This is a genomic window from Afipia sp. MLSD5-FHT05B12, from assembly GCF_058793355.1.
In genome coordinates, this window is sequence record NZ_JBXAFS010000026.1 from 20478 (window position 1) to 41272 (window position 20795).

14 protein-coding genes are annotated in these 20795 nt (G+C 64.1%); 11 read left to right on the top strand and 3 right to left on the bottom strand.

Annotated elements, in window-relative coordinates; genetic code table 11:
• The first annotated feature begins 126 nt into the window (after positions 1-126).
• The 11 genes from ubiE (at position 127) to trxA (ending at position 17262) form a co-directional block, all read left to right on the top strand.
• On the top strand, positions 127-888 hold the full coding sequence (gene ubiE / locus AC1Q6J_RS21265) for a bifunctional demethylmenaquinone methyltransferase/2-methoxy-6-polyprenyl-1,4-benzoquinol methylase UbiE (protein ID WP_492281139.1): 762 nt from the start codon (positions 127-129) through the stop codon (positions 886-888).
• Positions 885-2453: a 2-polyprenylphenol 6-hydroxylase gene (gene ubiB / locus AC1Q6J_RS21270; RefSeq protein ID WP_492281140.1), complete on the top strand. Its 1569-nt coding sequence runs from the start codon at positions 885-887 to the stop codon at positions 2451-2453. The genes ubiE and ubiB overlap by 4 nt, the downstream gene beginning before the upstream one ends.
• A gap of 89 nt (positions 2454-2542) precedes the next feature.
• A complete protein-coding gene (coaBC, locus tag AC1Q6J_RS21275; RefSeq protein ID WP_492281141.1) occupies positions 2543-3973 on the top strand; it encodes a bifunctional phosphopantothenoylcysteine decarboxylase/phosphopantothenate--cysteine ligase CoaBC in 1431 nt (476 codons plus the stop codon).
• A complete protein-coding gene (gene dut / locus AC1Q6J_RS21280) occupies positions 3970-4428 on the top strand; it encodes a dUTP diphosphatase (RefSeq protein WP_492281142.1) in 459 nt (152 codons plus the stop codon). The genes coaBC and dut overlap by 4 nt, the downstream gene beginning before the upstream one ends.
• A 153-nt stretch (positions 4429-4581) precedes the next feature.
• Entirely contained in the window at positions 4582-7110 is a 2529-nt protein-coding gene (locus tag AC1Q6J_RS21285; protein ID WP_492281143.1) for a sensor histidine kinase, read from the top strand.
• Positions 7107-8630: a tRNA (adenosine(37)-N6)-threonylcarbamoyltransferase complex ATPase subunit type 1 TsaE gene (gene tsaE / locus AC1Q6J_RS21290; RefSeq protein WP_492281144.1), complete on the top strand. Its 1524-nt coding sequence runs from the start codon at positions 7107-7109 to the stop codon at positions 8628-8630. Before AC1Q6J_RS21285 ends, tsaE begins: the two co-directional genes overlap by 4 nt.
• 139 nt (positions 8631-8769) lie before the next feature.
• The gene (locus AC1Q6J_RS21295) at positions 8770-9093 is read left to right on the top strand and encodes a PilZ domain-containing protein (protein WP_492281145.1); all 324 of its coding nucleotides are present in this window, start codon (positions 8770-8772) and stop codon (positions 9091-9093) included.
• A 178-nt stretch (positions 9094-9271) separates the two neighbouring features.
• Positions 9272-9994: a nucleotidyltransferase family protein gene (locus AC1Q6J_RS21300; protein WP_492281146.1), complete on the top strand. Its 723-nt coding sequence runs from the start codon at positions 9272-9274 to the stop codon at positions 9992-9994.
• Between the two features lie 70 nt (positions 9995-10064).
• Complete coding sequence (gene addB / locus AC1Q6J_RS21305; RefSeq protein WP_492281147.1) at positions 10065-13223, top strand: double-strand break repair protein AddB; 3159 nt, start codon at positions 10065-10067, stop codon at positions 13221-13223.
• Positions 13220-16735, top strand: coding sequence for a double-strand break repair helicase AddA (addA, locus tag AC1Q6J_RS21310; protein WP_492281148.1), 3516 nt, complete (start codon positions 13220-13222; stop codon positions 16733-16735). The genes addB and addA overlap by 4 nt, the downstream gene beginning before the upstream one ends.
• Positions 16736-16941: 206 nt before the next feature.
• A complete protein-coding gene (gene trxA, locus AC1Q6J_RS21315; RefSeq protein ID WP_006023502.1) occupies positions 16942-17262 on the top strand; it encodes a thioredoxin in 321 nt (106 codons plus the stop codon).
• A gap of 290 nt (positions 17263-17552) precedes the next feature.
• Here trxA and AC1Q6J_RS21320 read toward each other — a convergent pair whose 3' ends face one another.
• The 3 genes from AC1Q6J_RS21320 to accD are packed head-to-tail and all read right to left on the bottom strand — an operon-like array spanning position 17553 to position 20566.
• A complete protein-coding gene (locus AC1Q6J_RS21320; protein ID WP_492281149.1) occupies positions 17553-18293 on the bottom strand; it encodes a metallophosphoesterase family protein in 741 nt (246 codons plus the stop codon).
• 12 nt (positions 18294-18305) lie between these two features.
• On the bottom strand, positions 18306-19652 hold the full coding sequence (locus AC1Q6J_RS21325) for a bifunctional folylpolyglutamate synthase/dihydrofolate synthase (protein ID WP_492281150.1): 1347 nt from the start codon (positions 19650-19652) through the stop codon (positions 18306-18308).
• Complete coding sequence (gene accD, locus AC1Q6J_RS21330; protein WP_492281151.1) at positions 19649-20566, bottom strand: acetyl-CoA carboxylase, carboxyltransferase subunit beta; 918 nt, start codon at positions 20564-20566, stop codon at positions 19649-19651. Before accD ends, AC1Q6J_RS21325 begins: the two co-directional genes overlap by 4 nt.
• Between the last annotated feature and the right edge of the window lie 229 nt (positions 20567-20795).

Consider the following 20795-nt stretch of genomic DNA (forward strand, 5'->3'; position numbering starts at 1 on the left):
CAAGCAATTTGCGCATTAACCTTGACGCCATGCGGCGTCGAATCCGCGCATTCCGGCAAGGTATGTAGCGCGCTGCGGCGCGACACGCTATGGTCCCGCCGCAAAAAGCCGCCTGGATGGAAAAGTATGGAACGGCCTGACGGAACGACACATTTCGGCTTCCGGGATGTGGAGCTTGGCGAGAAGCAGACGCTGGTGAACGAGGTGTTTCACAGCGTGGCAAAGCGCTACGACCTGATGAACGACCTGATGTCCGGCGGCATGCACCGGCTCTGGAAAGAGGCGATGATCACCGCCCTCAACCCGCCGCGCTCCGATACGCCGTTCGCGCTGCTCGATGTGGCCGGCGGCACCGGCGATATTTCCTTCCGCGCAGCCAGGGCCGCAGGCCACGGATTTCGGGCGACCGTCTGCGACATCAACGGCGAGATGCTCGCCGTTGGCCGCGAACGCGCGGTGGCCCAGCATCTCGATCATCAGGTGTCGTTTGTCGAAGGCAACGCGGAAGCCCTCACCTTCCCGGACAAGAGTTTCGATGCCTACACCATCGCGTTCGGCATCCGCAACGTGCCCCGAATTCCGCTGGCGCTCAGCGAAGCATACCGCGTGCTGAAACCCGGTTCGCGGTTTCTCTGTCTGGAATTTTCGTCCGTCGATGTGCCGGGCCTCGATCGGATCTACGATCTGTTTTCGTTCAATGTGATCCCGCAGCTTGGCCGCGCGGTCACCGGCGACGCAGAATCCTATCGCTATCTCGTCGAATCGATCCGCCAGTTTCCGAAACCCAATGCCTTTGCCGACATGATCCGCGCAGCAGGTTTCTCCCGCGTCAAATACGACATCATGTCCGGCGGCATCGTCGCGCTCCATTCAGGCTGGCGTTTGTGATTTCTGCCATCACTCATACCCTGAGACTGGCGCGAGCGGGTTACGTGTTCGCACGCGAAGGCGTGTTCGGCTTCGCCGATCCATCCACCATGCCGCCGCAGGCGCAGTTCGCGGTTCGCATGGCGCGGCTGATCGAGCGGCGCGGCGCGGCGACAAGCGGACGGCTGTCCCGCGCGCTGACGCGGCTTGGCCCGACTTACGTCAAGCTCGGCCAGTTTCTCGCCACCCGTCCCGATGTCGTCGGCGTGACGATGGCGCGCGATCTTGAAAATCTGCAGGATCGCCTGCCGCCATTTCCGCAAGCGCAGGCAGAAGCCGTGGTCGCCGACGCCTTCGAGAAGCCTCTGGCACAGGTGTTTGCGAGCTTCGGCGAATCGGTCGCCGCTGCATCCATCGCACAGGTGCATCGCGCCGAAGTGGAGAAGGACGGCGTCCGCAGGACAGTCGCAGTGAAGGTGCTGCGCCCCAATGTCGGCGGCCGGTTCCGGCATGATCTCAGCGACTTCATGTTCGCGGCGCGAAAAATGGAAGCGGTGTCGGCCGAGGCACGGCGGCTGCGTCCGGTCGAGATCATCGATACGCTGTCGCGCTCTGTAGCGATGGAAATGGATCTGCGGCTGGAAGCGGCCGCGCTCTCGGAGATGGCGGAGAACACCCGCGACGATCATGATTTCCGCGTTCCGTCGGTGGACTGGGATCGCACCAGCCATCATGTGCTGACGATGGAATGGATCGACGGCATCGCGCTGAACGATCGTGCCAAGCTTGAGGCCGCGCAGATCGATCTGCCGGATCTCGGCCGCAAGGTGATCCAGAATTTCCTGCGGCACGCGCTCCGCGACGGTTTTTTCCACGCCGACATGCACCCGGGCAACCTGTTCGTCGACGACACCGGACGGCTGGTCGCGGTCGACTTCGGCATCATGGGACGGCTTGGCCTGAAGGAGCGGCGCTTCCTCGCAGAAATTCTCCTGGGATTCATTACGCGGAACTATCGCCGCGTCGCTGAGGTGCATTTCGAAGCAGGCTATGTGCCCGCGCATCATTCGGTGGAGAATTTCGCGCAAGCCATCCGCGCCATCGGCGAGCCGATTCACAACCGCGCGGCTGATGAAATCTCGATGGCGAAGCTGCTGTCGCTGCTGCTCGAAGTGACCGGCCTGTTCGATATGCGCACGCGGCCTGAGCTGATCATGCTTCAAAAGACGATGGTGGTGGTGGAAGGCGTGGCGCGGGGCTTCGACCCCAAGCTCGACATCTGGACCACCGCCGATCCCGTGGTGCGCGAATGGATCGCGCGCAACCTCGGCCCGCTCGGCCAGATCGAAGGCGTGGTGCATGGCGCTGGCGACCTCGGCAAGGTGCTGGCCGGGCTGCCGGCGATCGCCGCGCGATCGGTCGCGGTGCTGAACCAGTTCGACCAGATGACCCGCGACGGGCTGGTGCTGGCGCCTGAGACGGTCGCCGCCATCGGCAAGGCCGAGGCGAAACGCAGCCGCTGGCAGACGGCGGCGCTGTGGGTGATCGCACTGACGTTTATCGGTATTCTGTGGTCCATCCGCTGAAATGATAGCATTGCAGTCATGATTTGATTGCATTGCCATCATTTGCTATGAATTGCTCGTATGGGAACATGCCTCCATCGGAGCAAGTCATGGCCAGCCTGACCGTCCGCAAACTCGATGAAGCCCTCAAGGCCAGCCTCCGGCTGCGCGCCGCCCGGGCCGGCCGTTCGGTCGAGGACGAGGTGCGGATGATTCTGCGGGAGGCGGCCGAGGCACCAGCGCCGGCCAAGGCCCTGTCCGGCCCCGCGCGAAATACTCCGGTCCAGCCGCACCGGACCCGCGCACAGTCCGCCACCAGCCTGCCCCGGGTCACGCTCATCATCGGAGGCGGCATCGCCGCCTACAAGGCGCTCGACCTGATCCGCCGCCTGAAGGAACGCGGCATCCATGTCCGCTGCGTGATGACCCGCGCCGCGCAGCAGTTCGTGACCCCGCTCACCGCCGGGGCGCTGGCGGATGAGCGCTGCTACACGGACTTGTTCGATGCCCAGAGCGAGTTCGATGCCGGGCACATTCGCCTGGCCCGCGATACCGATCTGATTATCGTCGCACCCGCCACCGCCGACCTGATGGCCAAGATGGCGCAAGGCCAGGCCGACGACCTCGCCACCGCGATCCTGCTGGCGACCAATCGTCAGGTGCTGGTGGCGCCCGCGATGAACCCGCTGATGTGGGCCAATGCCGCGACCAAACGCAACGTCGCGCAGCTCGCGCGCGATGGCGTCGCCTTCATCGGCCCGAATTCCGGCGAGATGGCGGAGGCGAATGAAGCCGGTGTCGGCCGCATGTCCGAGCCGACCGAAATCGCCATCGCCGCAGAGGCGATGTTGCGCCCGCTTCCGACAGGACCGCTCGCGGGGAAAAAGATCCTCATCACGGCGGGCCCGACCCACGAGCCGATCGATCCGGTGCGCTATATCGCCAACCGATCCTCCGGCAAGCAGGGTTATGCCATCGCGGCATCCGCAGCCGATGCAGGTGCGGACGTGACGCTGATTTCAGGTCCGGTCGATCTCGACGATCCCGCAGGCGTTCGCGTCATTCATGTGGAATCCGCACGCGACATGCTGGCGCAGGTGGAGCGTGCGCTGCCGGTGGACATCGCGATTTTTGCCGCAGCCGTGGCCGACTGGCGCGTCGCCAACGCCGGCGAACAGAAAATCAAGAAGACCGCAGGCGGCATGCCACAGCTGGCACTGGTCGAAAACCCCGACATCCTGGCGACCATCTCGAAGCTCGAACAAAACCGGCCTCGCCTCGTGATCGGCTTCGCCGCCGAGACCCAGAATCTGATTGAGAACGCGACCTCGAAGCTGAAGCGCAAGGGCTGCGACTGGATCGTCGCCAACGATGTGTCGCCCGCGTCCGGCGTGATGGGCGGCGACCGCAACACCGTCCACATTCTCACGCGGGATAAAGCCGATATCGCGGTTGATTCCTGGCCAGTGATGACGAAAGAGGAAGTCGCCGACGCCCTCGTGGCGAAAATCGCCGACACCCTTGGACAATCATCCGAATGACATCAGTCATCACCGTCGAGGTTCAACGCCTGCCACACGCTGAGGGCCTTGCGCTACCGGCCTATCAATCCGCGCATGCCGCGGGCCTCGATCTGCTGGCGGCGGTTCCCGAAGGTGAACCGCTGACGATGCAGCCGGGACAGCGCGCCCTGGTACCGACCGGGCTGGTGATCGCCGTGCCGCCGGGCCATGAGGCACAGGTGCGGCCGCGCTCCGGTCTCGCATTCAAGCATGGCGTGACCGTTCTCAATTCACCGGGAACCGTCGACGCCGACTATCGCGGCGAAGTTTCGGTGCTTTTGATCAATCACGGCGACGAACCATTCACGATCCGGCGCGGTGAACGCATCGCCCAGCTTGTCATCGCGGCGGTGACGCAGGCAAATCTGGTGGTCGTCGCATCGCTGTCGCCCACCGATCGGGGCAGCGGCGGATTTGGTTCCACCGGACGGTAAATCGATCCCTCGTTAAAGGCCGAATCGCACCGCACAATCGCTCGGCCAGCCATTATTTTGCAGTGCGATTCACGTTCACGGTCTGGACTCTTACCCGGCGACTCCTCTTGAGGATATTGTCGTTCGATTCGTGTGCGGTGGTTGGGATAGATCATGTCAGGCGTGATCGAGGGGATGCGGCGGACCTTGCTGTCGTGCACTTCGATTGTGCGCGGAGGGGCAACTGGCCTTGGCGCGTGTCTTGGCGCGACGGTCCTGTTCGGGGCTGCGCCCGCGTTGGCGCGCGATGGCTTCATCGACAATGCACTGTCGCTGTTTGCGAACCTCGACCGCCAGGAAATAGCGGCGCTTAGCGTCGCAGCGGCGGTACTCGGATTTTCGGTGGTCGCAGCAATCCTTTTGATGCGCACTCGCCTTCGCGCCGCGCGTATCGAATCCCGTCTGCTGTCGGATAACCAGGCGCTCCAGCTCGAAGCAGACCGTTTTCGCGCGCTGCTGTTCGCCGAGCCGCAGGTTCTGATCTCATGGGCCGCCGGCGAAGACCGTCCGGACATCAGCGGCGACATCGCGTTGCTGATGCCGCATGGTACGGACCATTTCAATCCGCAACGAATCCTTGCATTCGGAAGCTGGCTGCTTCCCGAGCAGGCGCTCACGATGGATCACGCCGTCGATAAGTTGCGCGAAGCGGGTGAAGGCTTCCAGCTCAATCTCACCACGGCAACGGGCCGCACCATCGAAGCGATGGGACGGGCCATCGGCGGGCAGGCCATCGTCCGGATTCGCGAACTCTCCGGCGTGCGGATGGAACTCGCCGAGATCAACATCCGGCACAATCAATTGCTGGAGGAGACCGGCGCGCTTCGCGATTTCGCCGCGGCGGTTCCGCTGCCGGTATGGGCACGCCGCAGCAACGGTACGCTCAGCTTCGCCAATGCCGCTTACGCGCAGGCAACCGATGCGGCTTCGATTGCCGATGCCATTGAGCGCAATCTCGAACTGCTCGACCACGACGACCGCGCCACCATGGCGCGCGCACTGGCAGACAAGAATGTCTTCGAAGCGCGCGTTCCGGTGGTGACCGGCGGCCAGCGCCGCATCCTCGACATTCACGCGCTGAACGTGACGGGCGGCAGCGCCGGGATCGCAGTCGATGCGACGGAGGCCGCGAGCCTGCGCGCCTCGCTGGAGCGGATGGCGGAGGCACACCGCCGCATGCTCGATCAGCTTTCTTCCGGCGTGGCGGTGTTCGACGCCGCGCGGCGCCTGACCTTCTACAACGATTCCTACCGCCGGCTCTGGGACTTCGATCGGGCGTTTCTCGACGACAATCCCGATGATTCAAGCGTCATCGACCGGCTGCGCGTCGCCCGCAAGATTCCCGAACAGCAGGACTTCCGCGCCTGGAAGAACAGGCTGTTCGAAGCCTACCGCGCCATCGAGCCGGCGAAAGACACCTGGTATCTGCCTGACGGCCGCGCGCTCAGCGTCGTCACCACGCCCAATCCGGAAGGCGGCGTCACCTACCTGTTCGACGACGTCACCGAGAGCCTGAAGCTGGCGCGGCAGAACGATGGCCTGATCCGCGTTCAGCGCGAAACGCTGGACAACCTCTCGGAAGCCGTCGCGGTGTTCGGCAGCAACGGCCGCGCGCAACTGTTCAATCCGCCGTTCGCGCGCATGTGGAAGCTGTCTCCAGAAGCCCTGGCGCAGCAACCGCATATCGAAACCATCGAGCGGCTGTGCCGGCCCCTGTTCGACGACAACGCGACCTGGCAGACCCTGCGCGCGGCCATCACTGGCATCGACGACCGCATTTCCGTTCCGCTCAAGCTCGAGCGCAAGGACGGCAGCGTGATCGATTGCACCACGATGCCGCTGCCCGACGGCGCGACCATGCTGACGTTCCAGGACGTCACCGACACGGTGAATGTGGAGCGCGCGCTGCGTGAGCGCAACGAAGCGCTGGAAGCCGCCGACCAGATGAAGGTCGATTTCGTCCACCACGTATCCTACGAGCTGCGCTCACCGCTCACGACCATCATCGGTTTCGCGCATTTCCTCAGCGATCCGTCGACCGGGCCGATGACGCTGAAGCAGAGCGAATATCTCAGCTACATCACGACCTCGACCAACGCGCTGCTCGCCATCATCAACAACATCCTCGATCTTGCCACCATCGATGCCGGCGCGATGACGCTCAATCTCGGGCCGGTGGACGTGCAGAAGACCATCTCGGACGCAACCGCCGGCATTCAGGACCGGCTCGCCCACGAACAGATCCGCCTTGATGTCGAGATCGATCCGGCGATCGGCGATTTCGTCGCCGACGAGCGCCGCATCGTCCAGGTGCTTTATAATCTGCTGGCCAACGCGGTCGGCTTCTCGCCGCAGAACAGCATCGTGACGCTGCGCGCGCGCCGTCACGATTCAAGCGTGGTTTTTTCGGTGTCCGACTCCGGCCCCGGCATTCCCGAAGAAGTCAGGGACAAGGTGTTCGACTGGTTCGAAAGCCATGCCAATGGATCGCGCCATCGCGGTGCCGGGTTGGGCCTGTCGCTGGTCCGTTCGTTCGTCGAACTGCACGGCGGCAAGGTCCATGTCGACTCGGTCGTCGGCAAAGGCACCACGGTGACCTGCGAATTTCCCGTCGATCAGACCTATCGCAATGCCGCTGAATGAGCGACCCCTCGACATTCCATGCCGCGCTGGCGAATGAGACCGCAACCGGCCAGCTGATGGCGGACCTCGCGCTGCTGATGAGCGCGGGCGATGTCATCACATTGTCCGGCGACCTTGGCGCCGGAAAGACCGCCGCCGCCCGCGCGCTGATCCGTTATCTCGCGCAGGACGACGAACTTGAGGTCCCAAGTCCAACCTTCACGCTGGCGCAGACCTACGACCTTCCATCGTTTCCGCTGCTGCATGCCGATCTCTATCGCGTCAACGATCCCGATGAACTGGAAGAAATCGGATTGTCGCCGCTGCCCGACGGGACGGTGGCTTTGATCGAATGGCCGGAGCGCGCACCCGGCATGCTGCCGCCCGACCGGATCGACATCGCGTTCAGCCACCGCCCGTCGCTCGGCACCAGCGCACGCGCGGCCGAGATCACGGGATTCGGAAAACTGTCCGCGAAGGTCGAACGTCTGGCTGCGCTTCGGAGTTTTCTCGAACTCACGGGCAGCCTCGACGCCAGGCGGCAGCGCATGCCGGGCGATGCCTCGACACGGTCCTACGCACGGCTGATCAAGGGCGACCGATCGGCCATCCTGATGAATTCGCCGCGCCGTCCCGACGGCCCGGCGCTGTACGACGGAAAGTCTTACAGCGAGGCGGTCCATCTCGCCGAAGACGTCAAGCCCTTCGTCGCCATTGCCAATGGATTGCGCGAGCGCGGCTATTCGGCGCCCGCCATCCATCATGCCGATCTCGACGAAGGCTTTCTCATCACAGAAGACTTTGGCAGCGCCACCTTCATTGAAGGCGATCCTCCGAAGCCGATCGCCGACCGCTACCAGACCGCGGTCGACATGCTGGCGGCGTTTCATCGGGAACTGTTGCCGGGCGTGCTGCCTCTCGCGCCGCATCTCGATTACGTCATCCCGCCATTCGATAACGACGCGATGATGATCGAGGTCGGCCTGATGCTGGAATGGTATCTGCCCGACAAGGGCGTGACGCTGACGAGCAACATTCAGGCAGACTTCCTGCTGATCTGGCGTGATCTGCTGGCAAAGCTCGCCGACACTCCGAAAACCTGGATGTTGCGCGATTTCCATTCGCCCAATCTGATCTGGCTCGAACACCGCAAGGACACCGGCCGCGTCGGCATCCTCGACTTTCAGGACACCGTGATGGGTCCGGCGGCCTACGATCTGGTATCACTGTTGCAGGACGCGCGGATCGACATCCCCGAGAAGATCGAGATCGCGATGCTGACCCGCTATGCCGGCGAGCGGCGGGCCGCGGACGCCACCTTCGACCCAGCCGCCTTTGTCCAGCAATATGCCATCATGTCGGCGCAGCGGAACACACGGCTGCTCGGCACTTTCGCGCGGCTGAACCGGCGCGACGGCAAGCCGCAGTATCTGCGGCATCAGCCGCGAATCTGGACGTATCTCAACCGGGCCCTTGCTCATCCGTCGCTTGAGACATACCGGGAATGGTGCATGGCCCATGTCCCCCCGCCGGCGACCTGAGCAATGCCGCCACTTGAAGGCCTTGCCTTTACCGGTTGTTAGCCAGCCAGCACGTAATTTGGGTTCCGACGACTGTGCGGCGCGCAGCCCCGGCGATGCATCGCACGACATCGAAAAGCAGCGAGCGGAGTAACAATTCATGGCAACGGAACGACGCGTGGGCGACCGCGTGGTTTTCGAGCGCGGTTTTGCAGCTCACCTGATGGGCATTGACGGAACGTGGCGGCGCAACTGTCTGGTCGAGGATATCTCCGAGACCGGTGCGAAGCTGACCGTCGAAGGCTCTGTCGAAGGCCTGAACCTCAAGGAATTCTTCCTGCTGTTGTCCTCGACCGGCCTGGCATACCGCCGCTGCGAACTGGCCTGGGTCAATGGCGAGCAGATCGGCGCGGGCTTCCTGAAGCCGGATACCAAGAAAAAGCCTGCACGCCGCTCCGCTGGCTCGCAGATTGTGGAGGTCTGATAACGCATCGGGTAGCCGGAACCGCCGCCCCCCTTGAGTCGCACCGTTGTCACAAAGTGTGTCTACAGCCTGAACTGCCAGCGCGCAGCGCCGATTCGGATGCTATGCTCGGCATCTACCCGACTTTGCAGGCAGTCCTGCCACGGGTTGCTGCGAAACAGTTGAGATAAACGCGCCGATGCCGACCAAACCCGTCTCCGCCATGGTTCTCGCCGCCGGTCTCGGCGTTCGCATGCGGCCGCTGACGGACAAAATGCCGAAGCCGATGGTCTCGGTCGCCGGAAAGCCGCTGCTCGATCACGTGCTCGACCGGCTCGCGGAAGTCAGCGTCACCACCGCCGTGGTCAACGTGCATTATCTTCCCGATCAGATCGTGCAGCATGTCAACGGCCGGACAACCCCGCGCGTGATCATCTCCGACGAACGCGACGTTGTGCTCGGCACCGGCGGCGGCGTCGTGAAAGCGCTGCCCTTGCTTGGCGATACGCCCTTCTATCATCTGAATGCCGACACAATGTGGATCGACGGCGTGCAGCCAAATTTGCTGCGCCTCGCGGAGGCGTTCGATCCGGCACGGATGGACATTCTGCTGCTGATGGCGCCGACCTCGCACAGCATCGGCTACTCCGGCTGCGGCGACTACGCCATGCTGACCGATGGCGCGCTGCGCAAGCGCAAGGAGCATCAGGTGGTGCCGTTCGTCTATGCCGGCGCCGCGATCATGTCGCCCGCGATTTTCAAGAACGCGCCGGCCGGCGAATTCTCGCTGACGAAGATATTCGACGCCGCCAACGAACAGGAACGGCTGTTCGGCCTGCGGCTCGATGGCCTGTGGATGCATGTCGGAACGCCCGACGCCGTGCAGGCCGCCGAAGAAGCGCTGCTCGCCAGCGTCGCCTGAGAGCCGGTCAAGACTCCCCTCGCTCCCCCTCCGCGTGCCATGATGCCGCCGATCGCGAATCGGATATTTTATGCGCGTTTTCAATGTTCCCTCGTCTGCGCCGTTTCTCCACACGGTCATCGCAGCGCTTGTCGACGGCCGGCTCGTCGAGGGATTCGACGCGCGCACAAATCCCGGGCGACTGGCCGACGTTACGCTCTACCTGCCGACCCGCCGCGCAGGCCGCATGGCCCGCGAGGTGTTTCTCGATGTGCTGCAAACCGATGCCGTGGTGCTGCCGCGCATCGTCGCCCTCGGCAGCGTCGATGAGGACGAACTGGAATTTTCCGACGACGGGCAACTTGGCGGCCCGGATGCATCATTGCTTCCGCCAAAACTGGAAGACCTCGAACGCAGGCTGACGCTGGCTCAACTCGTGGCGCAGTGGGCAGCGGGTCTCAAATCTGACGATCTGGCTTCTGCTACGCTTGTTGCAGGCGGTCCCGCCTCGACGCTGGCGCTGGCCGGTGATCTGGCCCGACTTATCGACGACATCGTAACCCGCCAGGTAGAATGGCGCGCACTTGATAGCCTGGTCCCCGACGATCTGGACAAATACTGGCAGCTGACGCTGGATTTCCTGAAAGTTGCCCGGGACGTCTGGCCGCCTGTCCTCAGCGCGATGGGCAAAATCGAGCCCTCCGCACGCCGCGACATGCTGATCGCAGCGGAAGCGAAGCGGCTCAGGGCGTGGCAAAAGGGTCCGGTGATCGCCGCAGGCTCCACGGGCTCGATGCCCGCGACGGCGAAGTTCCTGCACGCCATCGCGGAGCTTCCGCAAGGCGCCATGGTGCTGCCCGGTCTCGACACCGATCTCGACGACGCTGCGTGGGACTCGATCGGCGGCACTGTGGCGGCCGGTGACCTCGTTGCGACACCCGCGGCCTGGAGTCATCCCCAGGTCGCGCTGCACGGATTGCTTGCGCGGTTCGGCATCAGGCGCCGCGACGTCGAGCTGCTTGCAGCGCCTGCCGCCCATGGCCGCGAGGTGCTTGCGTCCGAGGCAATGCGTCCCGCGACATCGAGCGAGCAATGGCACGCACGGCTTGGCGACAAGTCTGTTGCGCAGCGAATCGCCTCCGGCATGGAGGGCATCACGCTGATCGAAGCCGCCAATCCCGAGATGGAAGCGCTGGCGATCGCGGTGGCGATGCGCGAGGCGCGCGAACAGCATCTGACTGTTGCTCTGGTGACACCCGACCGCGCGCTGGCACGCCGCGTGATGGCGTCGCTCGATCGCTGGAAACTCCAATACGACGACTCCGGCGGCGATTCCCTGATGGACACACCGGCCGGCATTTTCGCGCGGCTTGCGGCACAAACAGTCGCGGAAGAGTTGGCTCCTCCGGCTTTGCTGGCGCTGCTGAAACATCCGCTGTTCCGGCTTGGTCAGGCGCAGGGCACCTTTGCAAAGGAAATCGGCGACTTTGAGCTGGCGCTGCTGCGCGGGACGCGGCCTGCTCCCGGGAGCACTGGCCTGAAGCACGACCTTGCGTCTTTCCGCAATGGCGTCACTGAACTGCATCACTCCGATCCACGGCGAAAGCTGACCGCTGCCGATCTCGATGCGGTCGAAAGACTGATCCAGCGACTGTCCGCCGCGCTGTCGCCGCTCGAAGATATCCGGCGCGGCAAGTCACATGATCTCATCGACTACGCCGCGTGCCACTACGACGTCATCAAACACCTGTCCGCCGACGACACAGGCACCCCTGTTGCCTTCGACGGCCCCGACGGCAATACGCTGTCAAAAGCGTTCGACGATCTGTTTCAGGCGAGCGCCTCCACCGACGGCGACAAGCCGCTGCCGAGCGGGCTTGTCCTCGACCTCACCGATTATCCTGATGTCTTCCAGACCGCCTTCGGCGACCGCATCGTGCGGCGGCCGCAACTGGCCGCATCGCATCTTCGCATCTACGGTCCCCTCGAAGCCCGTCTGACCGAATGCGACCGTGTCATCCTCGGCGGACTTGTCGAAGGCGTCTGGCCGCCGGCGCCGCGCATCGATCCCTGGTTGAGCCGTCCAATGCGGCATCAGCTCGGCCTCGATCTGCCCGAGCGGCGCATCGGACTGTCGGCGCATGACTTCGCGCAGTTGCTGGGCACCCGCGAAGTGATCCTGTCGCGCGCCGCGAAGGCCGGCGGCGCACCTGCGGTGGCCTCGCGCTTTTTGCACAGGCTCGAAGCCGTGGCCGGAGCAGATTCCTGGGCGCAGGCCAAGGACAGGGGCGCAACCTATGTGCGTTACGCCAACGAACTCGATCGCCCCCAGAATGTCGCGCCCGCACCGCGGCCGGAGCCGAAGCCGGATGTCGCACTGCGCCCATTGAAAATGTCGGTCACCGAGATCGAGGACTGGCTGCGCGATCCTTACACCATCTACGCAAAGCGCATTCTCAGACTGACACCGCTCGATCCCGTGGACATGCCGCTGACCGCGGCGGATCGCGGCTCTGCAATTCACGAGGCGCTGGGCGAATTCACCAGCCGGTTCGCGATCGAACTCCCGGACGACATTGCCGATGCTTTGCGGAAGATCGGCGACAAGCACTTCGCGCCATTGATGGAACGCCCCGAAGCGCGCGCGCTGTGGTGGCCGCGATTCCTGCGCATCGCCGACTGGTTTTCCGGCTGGGAAACGCGGCGGCGGCTGAACATCTCCCGCGTCGATGCCGAAACCCGGGGCGAGATTCCCATTTCTCTCGGCAACGGCCGCACGTTCGTTCTCTTGGCCCGCGCCGACCGCATCGAGCATCGCGCCGACCGCACCTACGCCATCCTCGACTACAAGACCGGCCAGCCACCGAGCGCCAAACAGGTGCGCCTCGGCCTGTCGCCTCAGTTGACTCTGGAAGCTGCGATCCTGCGCAAGGGCGGGTTCGAAACCATTCCTGCCAATTCATCGGTCAGCGAACTGGTCTATGTCAGGCTCAGCGGCAACAATCCGCCCGGCAAGGCGACGGTTCTGGAATTGAAAATCAACAAGGGGGACACGCCGCAACCGCCCGACGATGCCGCCGACGAAGCGCTGCAAAAGCTCGAAGGCCTGATCCGCACATTCGAGAACAAGGAGACGCCGTATCGCTCGGTGGTGCTGCCGATGTGGGAAAACCGTTACGGCAACTACGACGACCTCGCGCGCATCAAGGAATGGTCGGCCATCGGCGATGGACAAGAGGACATCGAATGAGTTCGCCTCGGCCCGATATTCCCGATGCCGTGCGCTACGCGCAGGCGCGCGCCTCGAACCCCGAAGCGTCAGCCTTCGTCGCGGCCAACGCCGGATCGGGCAAGACCCACGTGCTGGTCAATCGCGTCATCCGACTGCTGCTCAACGGCGTGCCACCGGAGAAAATTCTCTGCATCACCTTCACCAAGGCGGCCGCAGCCAACATGGCGCAGCGCGTGTTCGAGACGCTCGGCCACTGGGTGACGCTGCCCGACCGGCAGCTCGACGAGGCGATCCGCACCGTGGGCGCACCTCTCAATGCCAGCACCCGGCTACGGGCACGCAAGCTGTTTGCCAGCGCGCTGGAAACACCCGGCGGGCTGAAGGTGCAGACCATTCATGCGCTCTGCACCCGGCTGCTTCAGCAATTTCCGTTCGAGGCCAATGTCCCGGCGCGTTTCTCGGTGCTCGACGACCGCGACCAGAACGACATGATGGAGCGCGCCAATCTCGCGGTGCTGCTGGAAGCAGCCCGCGCGCCGGGAAGCGAGACAGGGCGCGCGCTCAACATCGCGATGTCAGCAGCAGCAGATGTGACATTCAAGGATGTAGTGCGCGAGGCCTGTCTCAGCCGCGACCATTTCATGGAATGGTCCGACAGCACCGGCAGCCTTGACGTAGCGATGGCGCAGATCACGGCGGCGCTCGGGGTCAGCGCCAGCGAACGCATCGAGGACGTCGAGCGCGAGATTGTCGATGGACCGAATCTGCCTCGGCGCGATTGGCCTGCGATAGCAGCGGCATTCGATGGCGGCAGCTCCGCCGATATTTCCCAGGCCGAGCGCTTCCGGATCGCCGACGGCCTGACCGACCGCGCGCAGGTCGAGGCCTATCTCGATGTTTTCCTGACCGAGACCAAGGGCGTGATCGGCCCGCGCAAGACGCTGATGACGAAACCGCTCGCCAGGCTGCAATCCGTCTTCGCGTCCCGGCTGGATGCGGAGCAGACGAGAATCGTCGAGCTGGATGAGAAGCGCCGCGCGGTCATGCAGCGCGACCGCGCCTATGCGCTTCTGGTCATCGCCAGCGCTGTCGCCGCGAACTACCGGCGCGAAAAGCGCGAGCGCGGCCTGCTCGATTACAACGACCTGATCGACAAGACCTACGAGATGCTGACCAACGTCTCGTCCGGGTGGGTGCATTTCAAGCTCGACCGCGGCATCGATCATGTTCTGATCGACGAGGCGCAGGACACCAGCCCCCGGCAATGGGACATCATCGAGCGGCTGACCTCGGAATTCACCTCGGGCGCCGGTGCGCGCGATGGCGTCAAGCGCACGATCTTCGCGGTCGGCGACGAGAAGCAGTCGATTTTCTCGTTCCAGGGCGCGGCGCCGCGTGAATTCGACAGCCGCAAGCGCGATATCGAGAAGCGGTTCAAGAACGCTGGCCTCGCCTTCGAGCCGGTCTCGTTCAAGCACTCGTTCCGGTCGGGCTGGACGATCCTCCAGTCCGTCGATTTCGTGTTCCGGGATCCTGCGATCTACAAGAGCATTCATGCGCTGGAGAACGCGCATCCCATTCACGACGCTCTCAGCGACGCCGCGCCGGCGCTGGTCGACCTGTGGGACATTGAAACGCCTGACGACCGGGAAAACATCGAAGGTTGGAGCGCGGCGTTCGACCACATTTCCGAAACCAGCCCCGAGGTGCGGCTGGCGCGGCGGATTCAAAGCGAGATCAAGTCGCTGATCGCGGCCCGTACCATGACCGGCCCGCGCGACAAGCGCCGCCCGCTGCGTTACGGAGACATGCTGGTGCTGGTGCGGAGGCGCGGCAGGGCGTTCGACGCCGTCATTCAGGCGCTCAAGCATGCGGGCCTTCCCGTCGCGGGCGCCGACAGATTGAAACTCACCGAGCATATCGCGGTCATCGATCTGATGAATCTGGCGGACGCGCTGCTGCTGCCGCGTGACGACCTCGCGCTGGCGACCGCGCTGAAGAGCCCGCTGTTCGGTCTCGATGACGACGACCTTCAGATCCTCGCGCCCCAGCGGACGGGCACATTGCGCGATGCGTTGAGCGAGCACGCCAGGACCAGCGACAAGCTGCTGGCTGCAATGAGGCGGCTGGAAGACTGCGAACGGCGTTTCGCTCACGAGACACCGTTCACGTTCTACGCGTGGCTGCTTGGCGGCGACCGCGGCCGCGCGCGGATTCTCGCGCGAATGGGCCCCGAAGCCGATGACGCCCTCGACGAATTTCTCGAACTGGCGCTGACCTATGAACGCAAGGCACCGGCCTCGTTGCAGGGCTTCATGGCGTGGCTGCGCGCCGCCGATACCGAGGTCAAACGCGACATGGAAATTGCGCGCGACGAGATTCGCGTGATGACCGTCCATGGCGCGAAGGGACTTGAAGCGCCCGTGGTGTTCCTTGTCGATACCACCACCTCCCCGGCGGACACCCAGCGCATGAACCTCATTCGCATGCCGCAAGGCAACGCCGCGCCGAACGCCCCGGCGGTCGTGCTCTGGGCGGGCAAGAAGGCGAACGATCTTCCGGTGGTCGCGGCCGCGCGCGCCGCCATGAAGGAAGACACCGAGGACGAATACCGGCGGCTGCTGTACGTCGCGATGACCCGCGCGGCGGATCGCCTGATCGTCGGCGGCGTGCTGCCCGGAGGCCGCAATGCGGTGCGCCCGTTATCCTGGTACGACCTCATTCAGAAGGGCCTGACCCATCCGGACCTGAGCCTGCAATGTGAAATTGTCGAGACCGGCTTCGGGCCGGTAAAGCGCTATTCGCGGCCGCAGGATGTGCAATCGCCGGCGGACACAGCGGCGCCGATTCAGGAAATGCTGGCGCTGGAACAGTTCCCAGGCTGGCTGAAAGCCGATGCTCCGAAAGAAACGCCCGCGGACATCCTGCTGCGTCCATCCGATGCCTCGGATAACGAGGCTGAAAGTCACGCCAAGGTCACTGACGAATCGCGCCTTGCGCGCGAACGCGCGCTGAAGCGCGGCACGCTGATCCACCGGCTGCTGCAATCGCTGCCGGACATCGCCCTTGAGCGGCGCGAGGGCGCCGCGCGCGATTTTCTCCAGCGCAACGCGCATCCATGGTTCACAGAGAATGAGCGCGGCGCGCTCGCGCGGCAGATCGTGGCGCTGATCGAAACGCCCGCCTTCGCAGCCCTGTTTGCCGAGGGCAGCCGCGCCGAAGTTTCCATCGCGGGCCGCGTGGCGCGGCGAGGACGGCCGCCCGCGCTGGTTTCGGGTCAGATCGACCGCCTGGTGGTGACGCCGCACGAGGTGCTGATCGTCGATTACAAGACCAACCACGCCCCGCCGCAGGCCGCCGCCGAGGCTCCGCAAACCTATGTCCGGCAGCTCGCGCTGTATCGCGACGTGTTGCAGCGGCTGTATCCCGGCCGGCCGGTGCGCTGTGTCCTGCTGTGGACCGAGACGGCCGCCATGATGGAAATCCCCGCCTCCGCGCTGGACGCAGAGCTGCAATCGCTTGTGTCCTGATCTCCACCCGCTGTCCGGCGCCGGTCCTGGCTGGGACTAACCCCTTGAATCGGGGCCCATTCCCAGAAACATCCGCGCCGCCGCCAATGGAACACGTCCCGGTGACCAGCCTTGACCGCGCAAGGGGGCATTCATAGGTTGATCCTACGTTTCCGGCGCGCGATTCTCTCAAATTCCCGCGCCTTTCATCCAACGAGGCAGATCACATGAGTGTGGGTAAGGTTTCGGACACCGATTTCGATGCGGAAGTTCTCAAGGCGGACGGCCCGGTGGTCGTCGATTTCTGGGCGGAATGGTGCGGCCCGTGCCGCATGATCGCGCCCGCCCTTGACGAGATCGCTGGCGCCATGGGCGACAAGGTCAAGATCGTGAAGCTCAACGTCGACGAGAGCCCGAAGACCGCTTCGAAATACGGCGTGATGTCGATCCCCACCCTGATGATCTTCAAGGGCGGCGAGATGGCCTCGCGCCAGGTCGGCGCGGCGCCGAAGGCCAAGCTGCAGCAGTGGATCACCGCCGCGGTCTGATCCTGCGTTCTAGTGGATACTGAAACGGCCTGCGCAAGCGGGCCGTTTTTGTTTGGCCGTCTTGCCGATCCCGAGCGGGTTCTCGCCCGGTCGTCCCCGCCAACAGGTCCGGCTTCGCGATTCTTCTCGTTGTCGTCCCCGCGAAAGCGGGGACCCATACTCCCTGAGCGATCGATGCTGTCGCGATAGCGGGTCAACTCTTTCCCTGATTCTCAGCGAGGACGGTGGTTATGGGTCCCCGCTTTCGCGGGGACGACATCGCGTGTGTGGCGCTGTCTGCTTCACTGGCGCTACCTGATCCAGCCGGTCGCGAGTGCTTTTGCGAGATCCGCGTGCCCATTCTGCCGCGCCAGCGCCGCCATCGCCTCGTGATCGTAGGGCACGTGGCGGAAGGTGGCGTGCCATTGCCCCGCTTTCTGCTCAAGGATCGCGTAGCGCGCATCCGGCGTGCCGGCCTCCATGACATGCGGAAACGGTACAACGTCGCGATAGCCCGGCGATCCCACGCTGCCGGGATTGACGACCATGCGGCCGTCGCGAAGCCGGACCGCACGCGCGATGTGTGTATGCCCGCACAGGATCAGCGATTGCCCGATGCCCGTTGCCGCCTTCTCGATCATCTCGATCGGGGATAGCCGCACCGCCCCATCCGGCTGCACGGTTTCGAGCCAATAGGTTTCGTCATTCGCAGGCGTCGCATGGCAGAGATAAGCCGCGTCCTCGAACACACGCGTCGGCGGAACACCGCGCAGCCAGTCAAGATGCCGCGCGTCGAGCTGCGCGTGGACGGGACGATCCCATGATCCCATCTTCTCCGGCTTCCTGTCGATCAGGTAGCGATCGTGGTTGCCGAGGACATGAACAGCATCGAGCGCCATCAGGATGTCCATCGTCCGCCGGCCATCGAGCGGCCCGCTCGCCATGTCGCCAAGATTGACGATCTTGCCGATCTGCTGCGCGCGAATATCGGCGAGCACCGCATCGAGCGCGAGGTGGTTGCCGTGAACATCCGCAATGGCGGCAAAGCGCATAATGGATTCCGTCTATTGCGGCAGCGTTCCGTTTTCCGACAACACATGTCCCGCCAGATACAGCGAGCCGGTGATGAGGATGCGCGGCGGCACATCATAGGCGAGCCTGGCGATGGCACGCAGCGCCGCCTCGACGCTCAAAGCCGTTTCGACCCGCATGCCGAGCTGCCGCGCGCTGTCGGCCAGCACATCCGGCGGCATGGCATTGTCCTGATCGGGAATCTTCACCGCGATGATGTGACGGGTCTGACCGGAAAAGTTAGCGAGAAAGCCGCCCGCATCCTTGTTGCCCATCATGCCGGCGATCACCACCAGCGGGCGCGACACCCGCTCCTCGAGATCGCCAAGCGCGGCAGCCGCCACGCGCCCGCCATCGGGATTGTGACCGCCGTCGAGCCACACCTCGGCGTCCTTCGGCGCGGCGTCGACCAGTCTGCCCGATGCCAGCCGCTGCATCCGCGCCGGCCACTCAGTGCGTGCGATGCCCTGCTCGAATACGGACGGCTCAAGCTTGATGGAATCGATGGCGCGCAGCGTCGCGATCGCAAGCCCCGCATTGTCGAACTGATGCCGCCCGAACAGCCGCGGCGCGGACAAATCCAGCAGGCCGCGCTCATCGGAATACACCAGCCGCCCGCGCTCGACATTGACATGCCAGTCCTGTGTCGCCGCATGCAGCGGCGCCCGGGCGCGCTTCGCGGCCCGCTCGATCACGGCGGTTGCTTCCGCCGTCTGCTCCGCGCAGACCACCGGAACATTCTTCTTGATGATCCCCGCCTTCTCGGTTGCGATCCCGATCAGCGTATCGCCGAGAAACTCGACATGGTCCATGCCGATCGGCGTGATGACGCTGGCAAGCGGTGCATCGATCACATTGGTCGCATCGAGCCGTCCGCCAAGGCCGACTTCCAGCAGCACGACGTCAGCCGGATGTTCGGCGAACAGATGAAATGCCGCCGCGGTCTCGATCTCGAAAATGGTGATCGGCTCGCCGCCGTTGACACGTTCGCAGTGATCGAGCGCGGCGCGCAGCTGATCGTCGGTCACGAGGACGCCGCCACCGGCCTTGCCGAGACGAAAGCGCTCGTTGAACCGGACCAGATGCGGCGAGGTGTAGACATGAACGCGCAGGCCCGCCGCTTCCAGGATGGCGCGCAGGAATGCCACCGTCGATCCCTTGCCGTTGGTGCCGGCGACATGGATCACAGGCGCAATGCGGCGCTCGGGATGATCGAGGCGCTCAAGGATGCGCCACATCCGGTCCAGCGTCAGATCGATGCGTTTCGGATGCAGCGACGCCAGACGCGCGAGAATGTCGTCGTAGGAGCGCGAGGGTTCTTTGGCCGCCGGTGATGTCACGCGGGCGACGCAGACGCAGGCAGATCGACAGGCAGCGGCGCGGTTCGCGACTCAAAACCTTCCGCAGCCGGCGCCTTGGTCAGCAGACGGCACAGACGCGCCAGTGTCGCGCGCAGATCATGGCGATGGACCACCATGTCCACCATGCCGTGTTCTTTCAGATACTCGGCGCGCTGGAACCCCTCGGGGAGCTTTTCACGGATGGTCTGCTCGATCACGCGCGCGCCCGCGAAGCCGATCAGCGCGCCAGGCTCGGCGATCTGCACATCGCCCAGCATCGCATAGGACGCCGTGACACCGCCGGTGGTCGGATTGGTCAAGACCACGATGTAGGGCTGGCCGATTTCACGCAGCATCTGGATCGCGACCGTGGTGCGCGGCATCTGCATCAGCGACAGAATGCCTTCCTGCATCCGCGCGCCGCCCGAGGCCGCGAAGATGATAAACGGTGATTTTTTCTCGACCGCGAGTTCGAGACCCTTCACGACGGCTTCGCCCGCCGCCATGCCGAGCGAACCGCCCATGAAATCGAAATCCTGCACGGCGACCACGACGGCATTGCCTTCGAGCTTGCCGTAACCGACCTTCACGGCATCGTTCATGCCGGTCTTGGCGCGGGCATCCTTGATGCGATCGGCATATTTGCGTTCGTCGCGAAACTTCAGCGGATCCGCGGTCACTTCAGGCAGCGCGACGTCGTACCAAGTCTCGTTGTCGAAGATCGACTTCAGCCGCGCGGTGGCGCCCATGCGCATGTGATAGTTCGAGCCGGGAATCACGAACTGGTTCTGTTCGACATCCTTGTAGAACACGAGCTGCCCGGAATCCGGGCACTTGATCCAGAGATTCTCCGGCGTCTCGCGCTTGAGGATGCTGCGAATCTTCGGCCGGACAACGTTGGTCAACCAGTTCATGATCTAGCTCCATGCACATCACGCAAGCGGCGCGATGGTCAAACCCTCTCCCCTTGTGGGAGAGGGTGGCAAGCACCGCGCGAAGCAAGGTGCGAGCCGGGTGAGGGGTATTCTATCGCGGATGAGATGTCCAAGCGACCCCTCACCCGCCTCACCGCATACATGCGGTTCGGCACCCTCTCCCACATAAGGGCGTTACGCCCGTCTTCAACGGGCTAATGGGAGAGGA

Bases quoted from the DNA above. Each gene is read 5' to 3' on its own strand.
- coaBC (WP_492281141.1), top strand. From the start codon at position 2,543: ATGGCCAGCCTGACCGTCCGCAAACTCGATGAAGCCCTCAAGGCCAGC.
- dut (WP_492281142.1), top strand. From the start codon at position 3,970: ATGACATCAGTCATCACCGTCGAGGTTCAACGCCTGCCACACGCTGAG.
- addA (WP_492281148.1), top strand. From the start codon at position 13,220: ATGAGTTCGCCTCGGCCCGATATTCCCGATGCCGTGCGCTACGCGCAG.
- trxA (WP_006023502.1), top strand. From the start codon at position 16,942: ATGAGTGTGGGTAAGGTTTCGGACACCGATTTCGATGCGGAAGTTCTC.
- AC1Q6J_RS21320 (WP_492281149.1), bottom strand. From the start codon at position 18,293: ATGCGCTTTGCCGCCATTGCGGATGTTCACGGCAACCACCTCGCGCTC.
- AC1Q6J_RS21285 (WP_492281143.1), top strand. From the start codon at position 4,582: ATGTCAGGCGTGATCGAGGGGATGCGGCGGACCTTGCTGTCGTGCACT.
- AC1Q6J_RS21300 (WP_492281146.1), top strand. From the start codon at position 9,272: ATGCCGACCAAACCCGTCTCCGCCATGGTTCTCGCCGCCGGTCTCGGC.
- ubiE (WP_492281139.1), top strand. From the start codon at position 127: ATGGAACGGCCTGACGGAACGACACATTTCGGCTTCCGGGATGTGGAG.
- AC1Q6J_RS21295 (WP_492281145.1), top strand. From the start codon at position 8,770: ATGGCAACGGAACGACGCGTGGGCGACCGCGTGGTTTTCGAGCGCGGT.
- accD (WP_492281151.1), bottom strand. From the start codon at position 20,566: ATGAACTGGTTGACCAACGTTGTCCGGCCGAAGATTCGCAGCATCCTC.
- addB (WP_492281147.1), top strand. From the start codon at position 10,065: ATGCGCGTTTTCAATGTTCCCTCGTCTGCGCCGTTTCTCCACACGGTC.
- tsaE (WP_492281144.1), top strand. From the start codon at position 7,107: ATGAGCGACCCCTCGACATTCCATGCCGCGCTGGCGAATGAGACCGCA.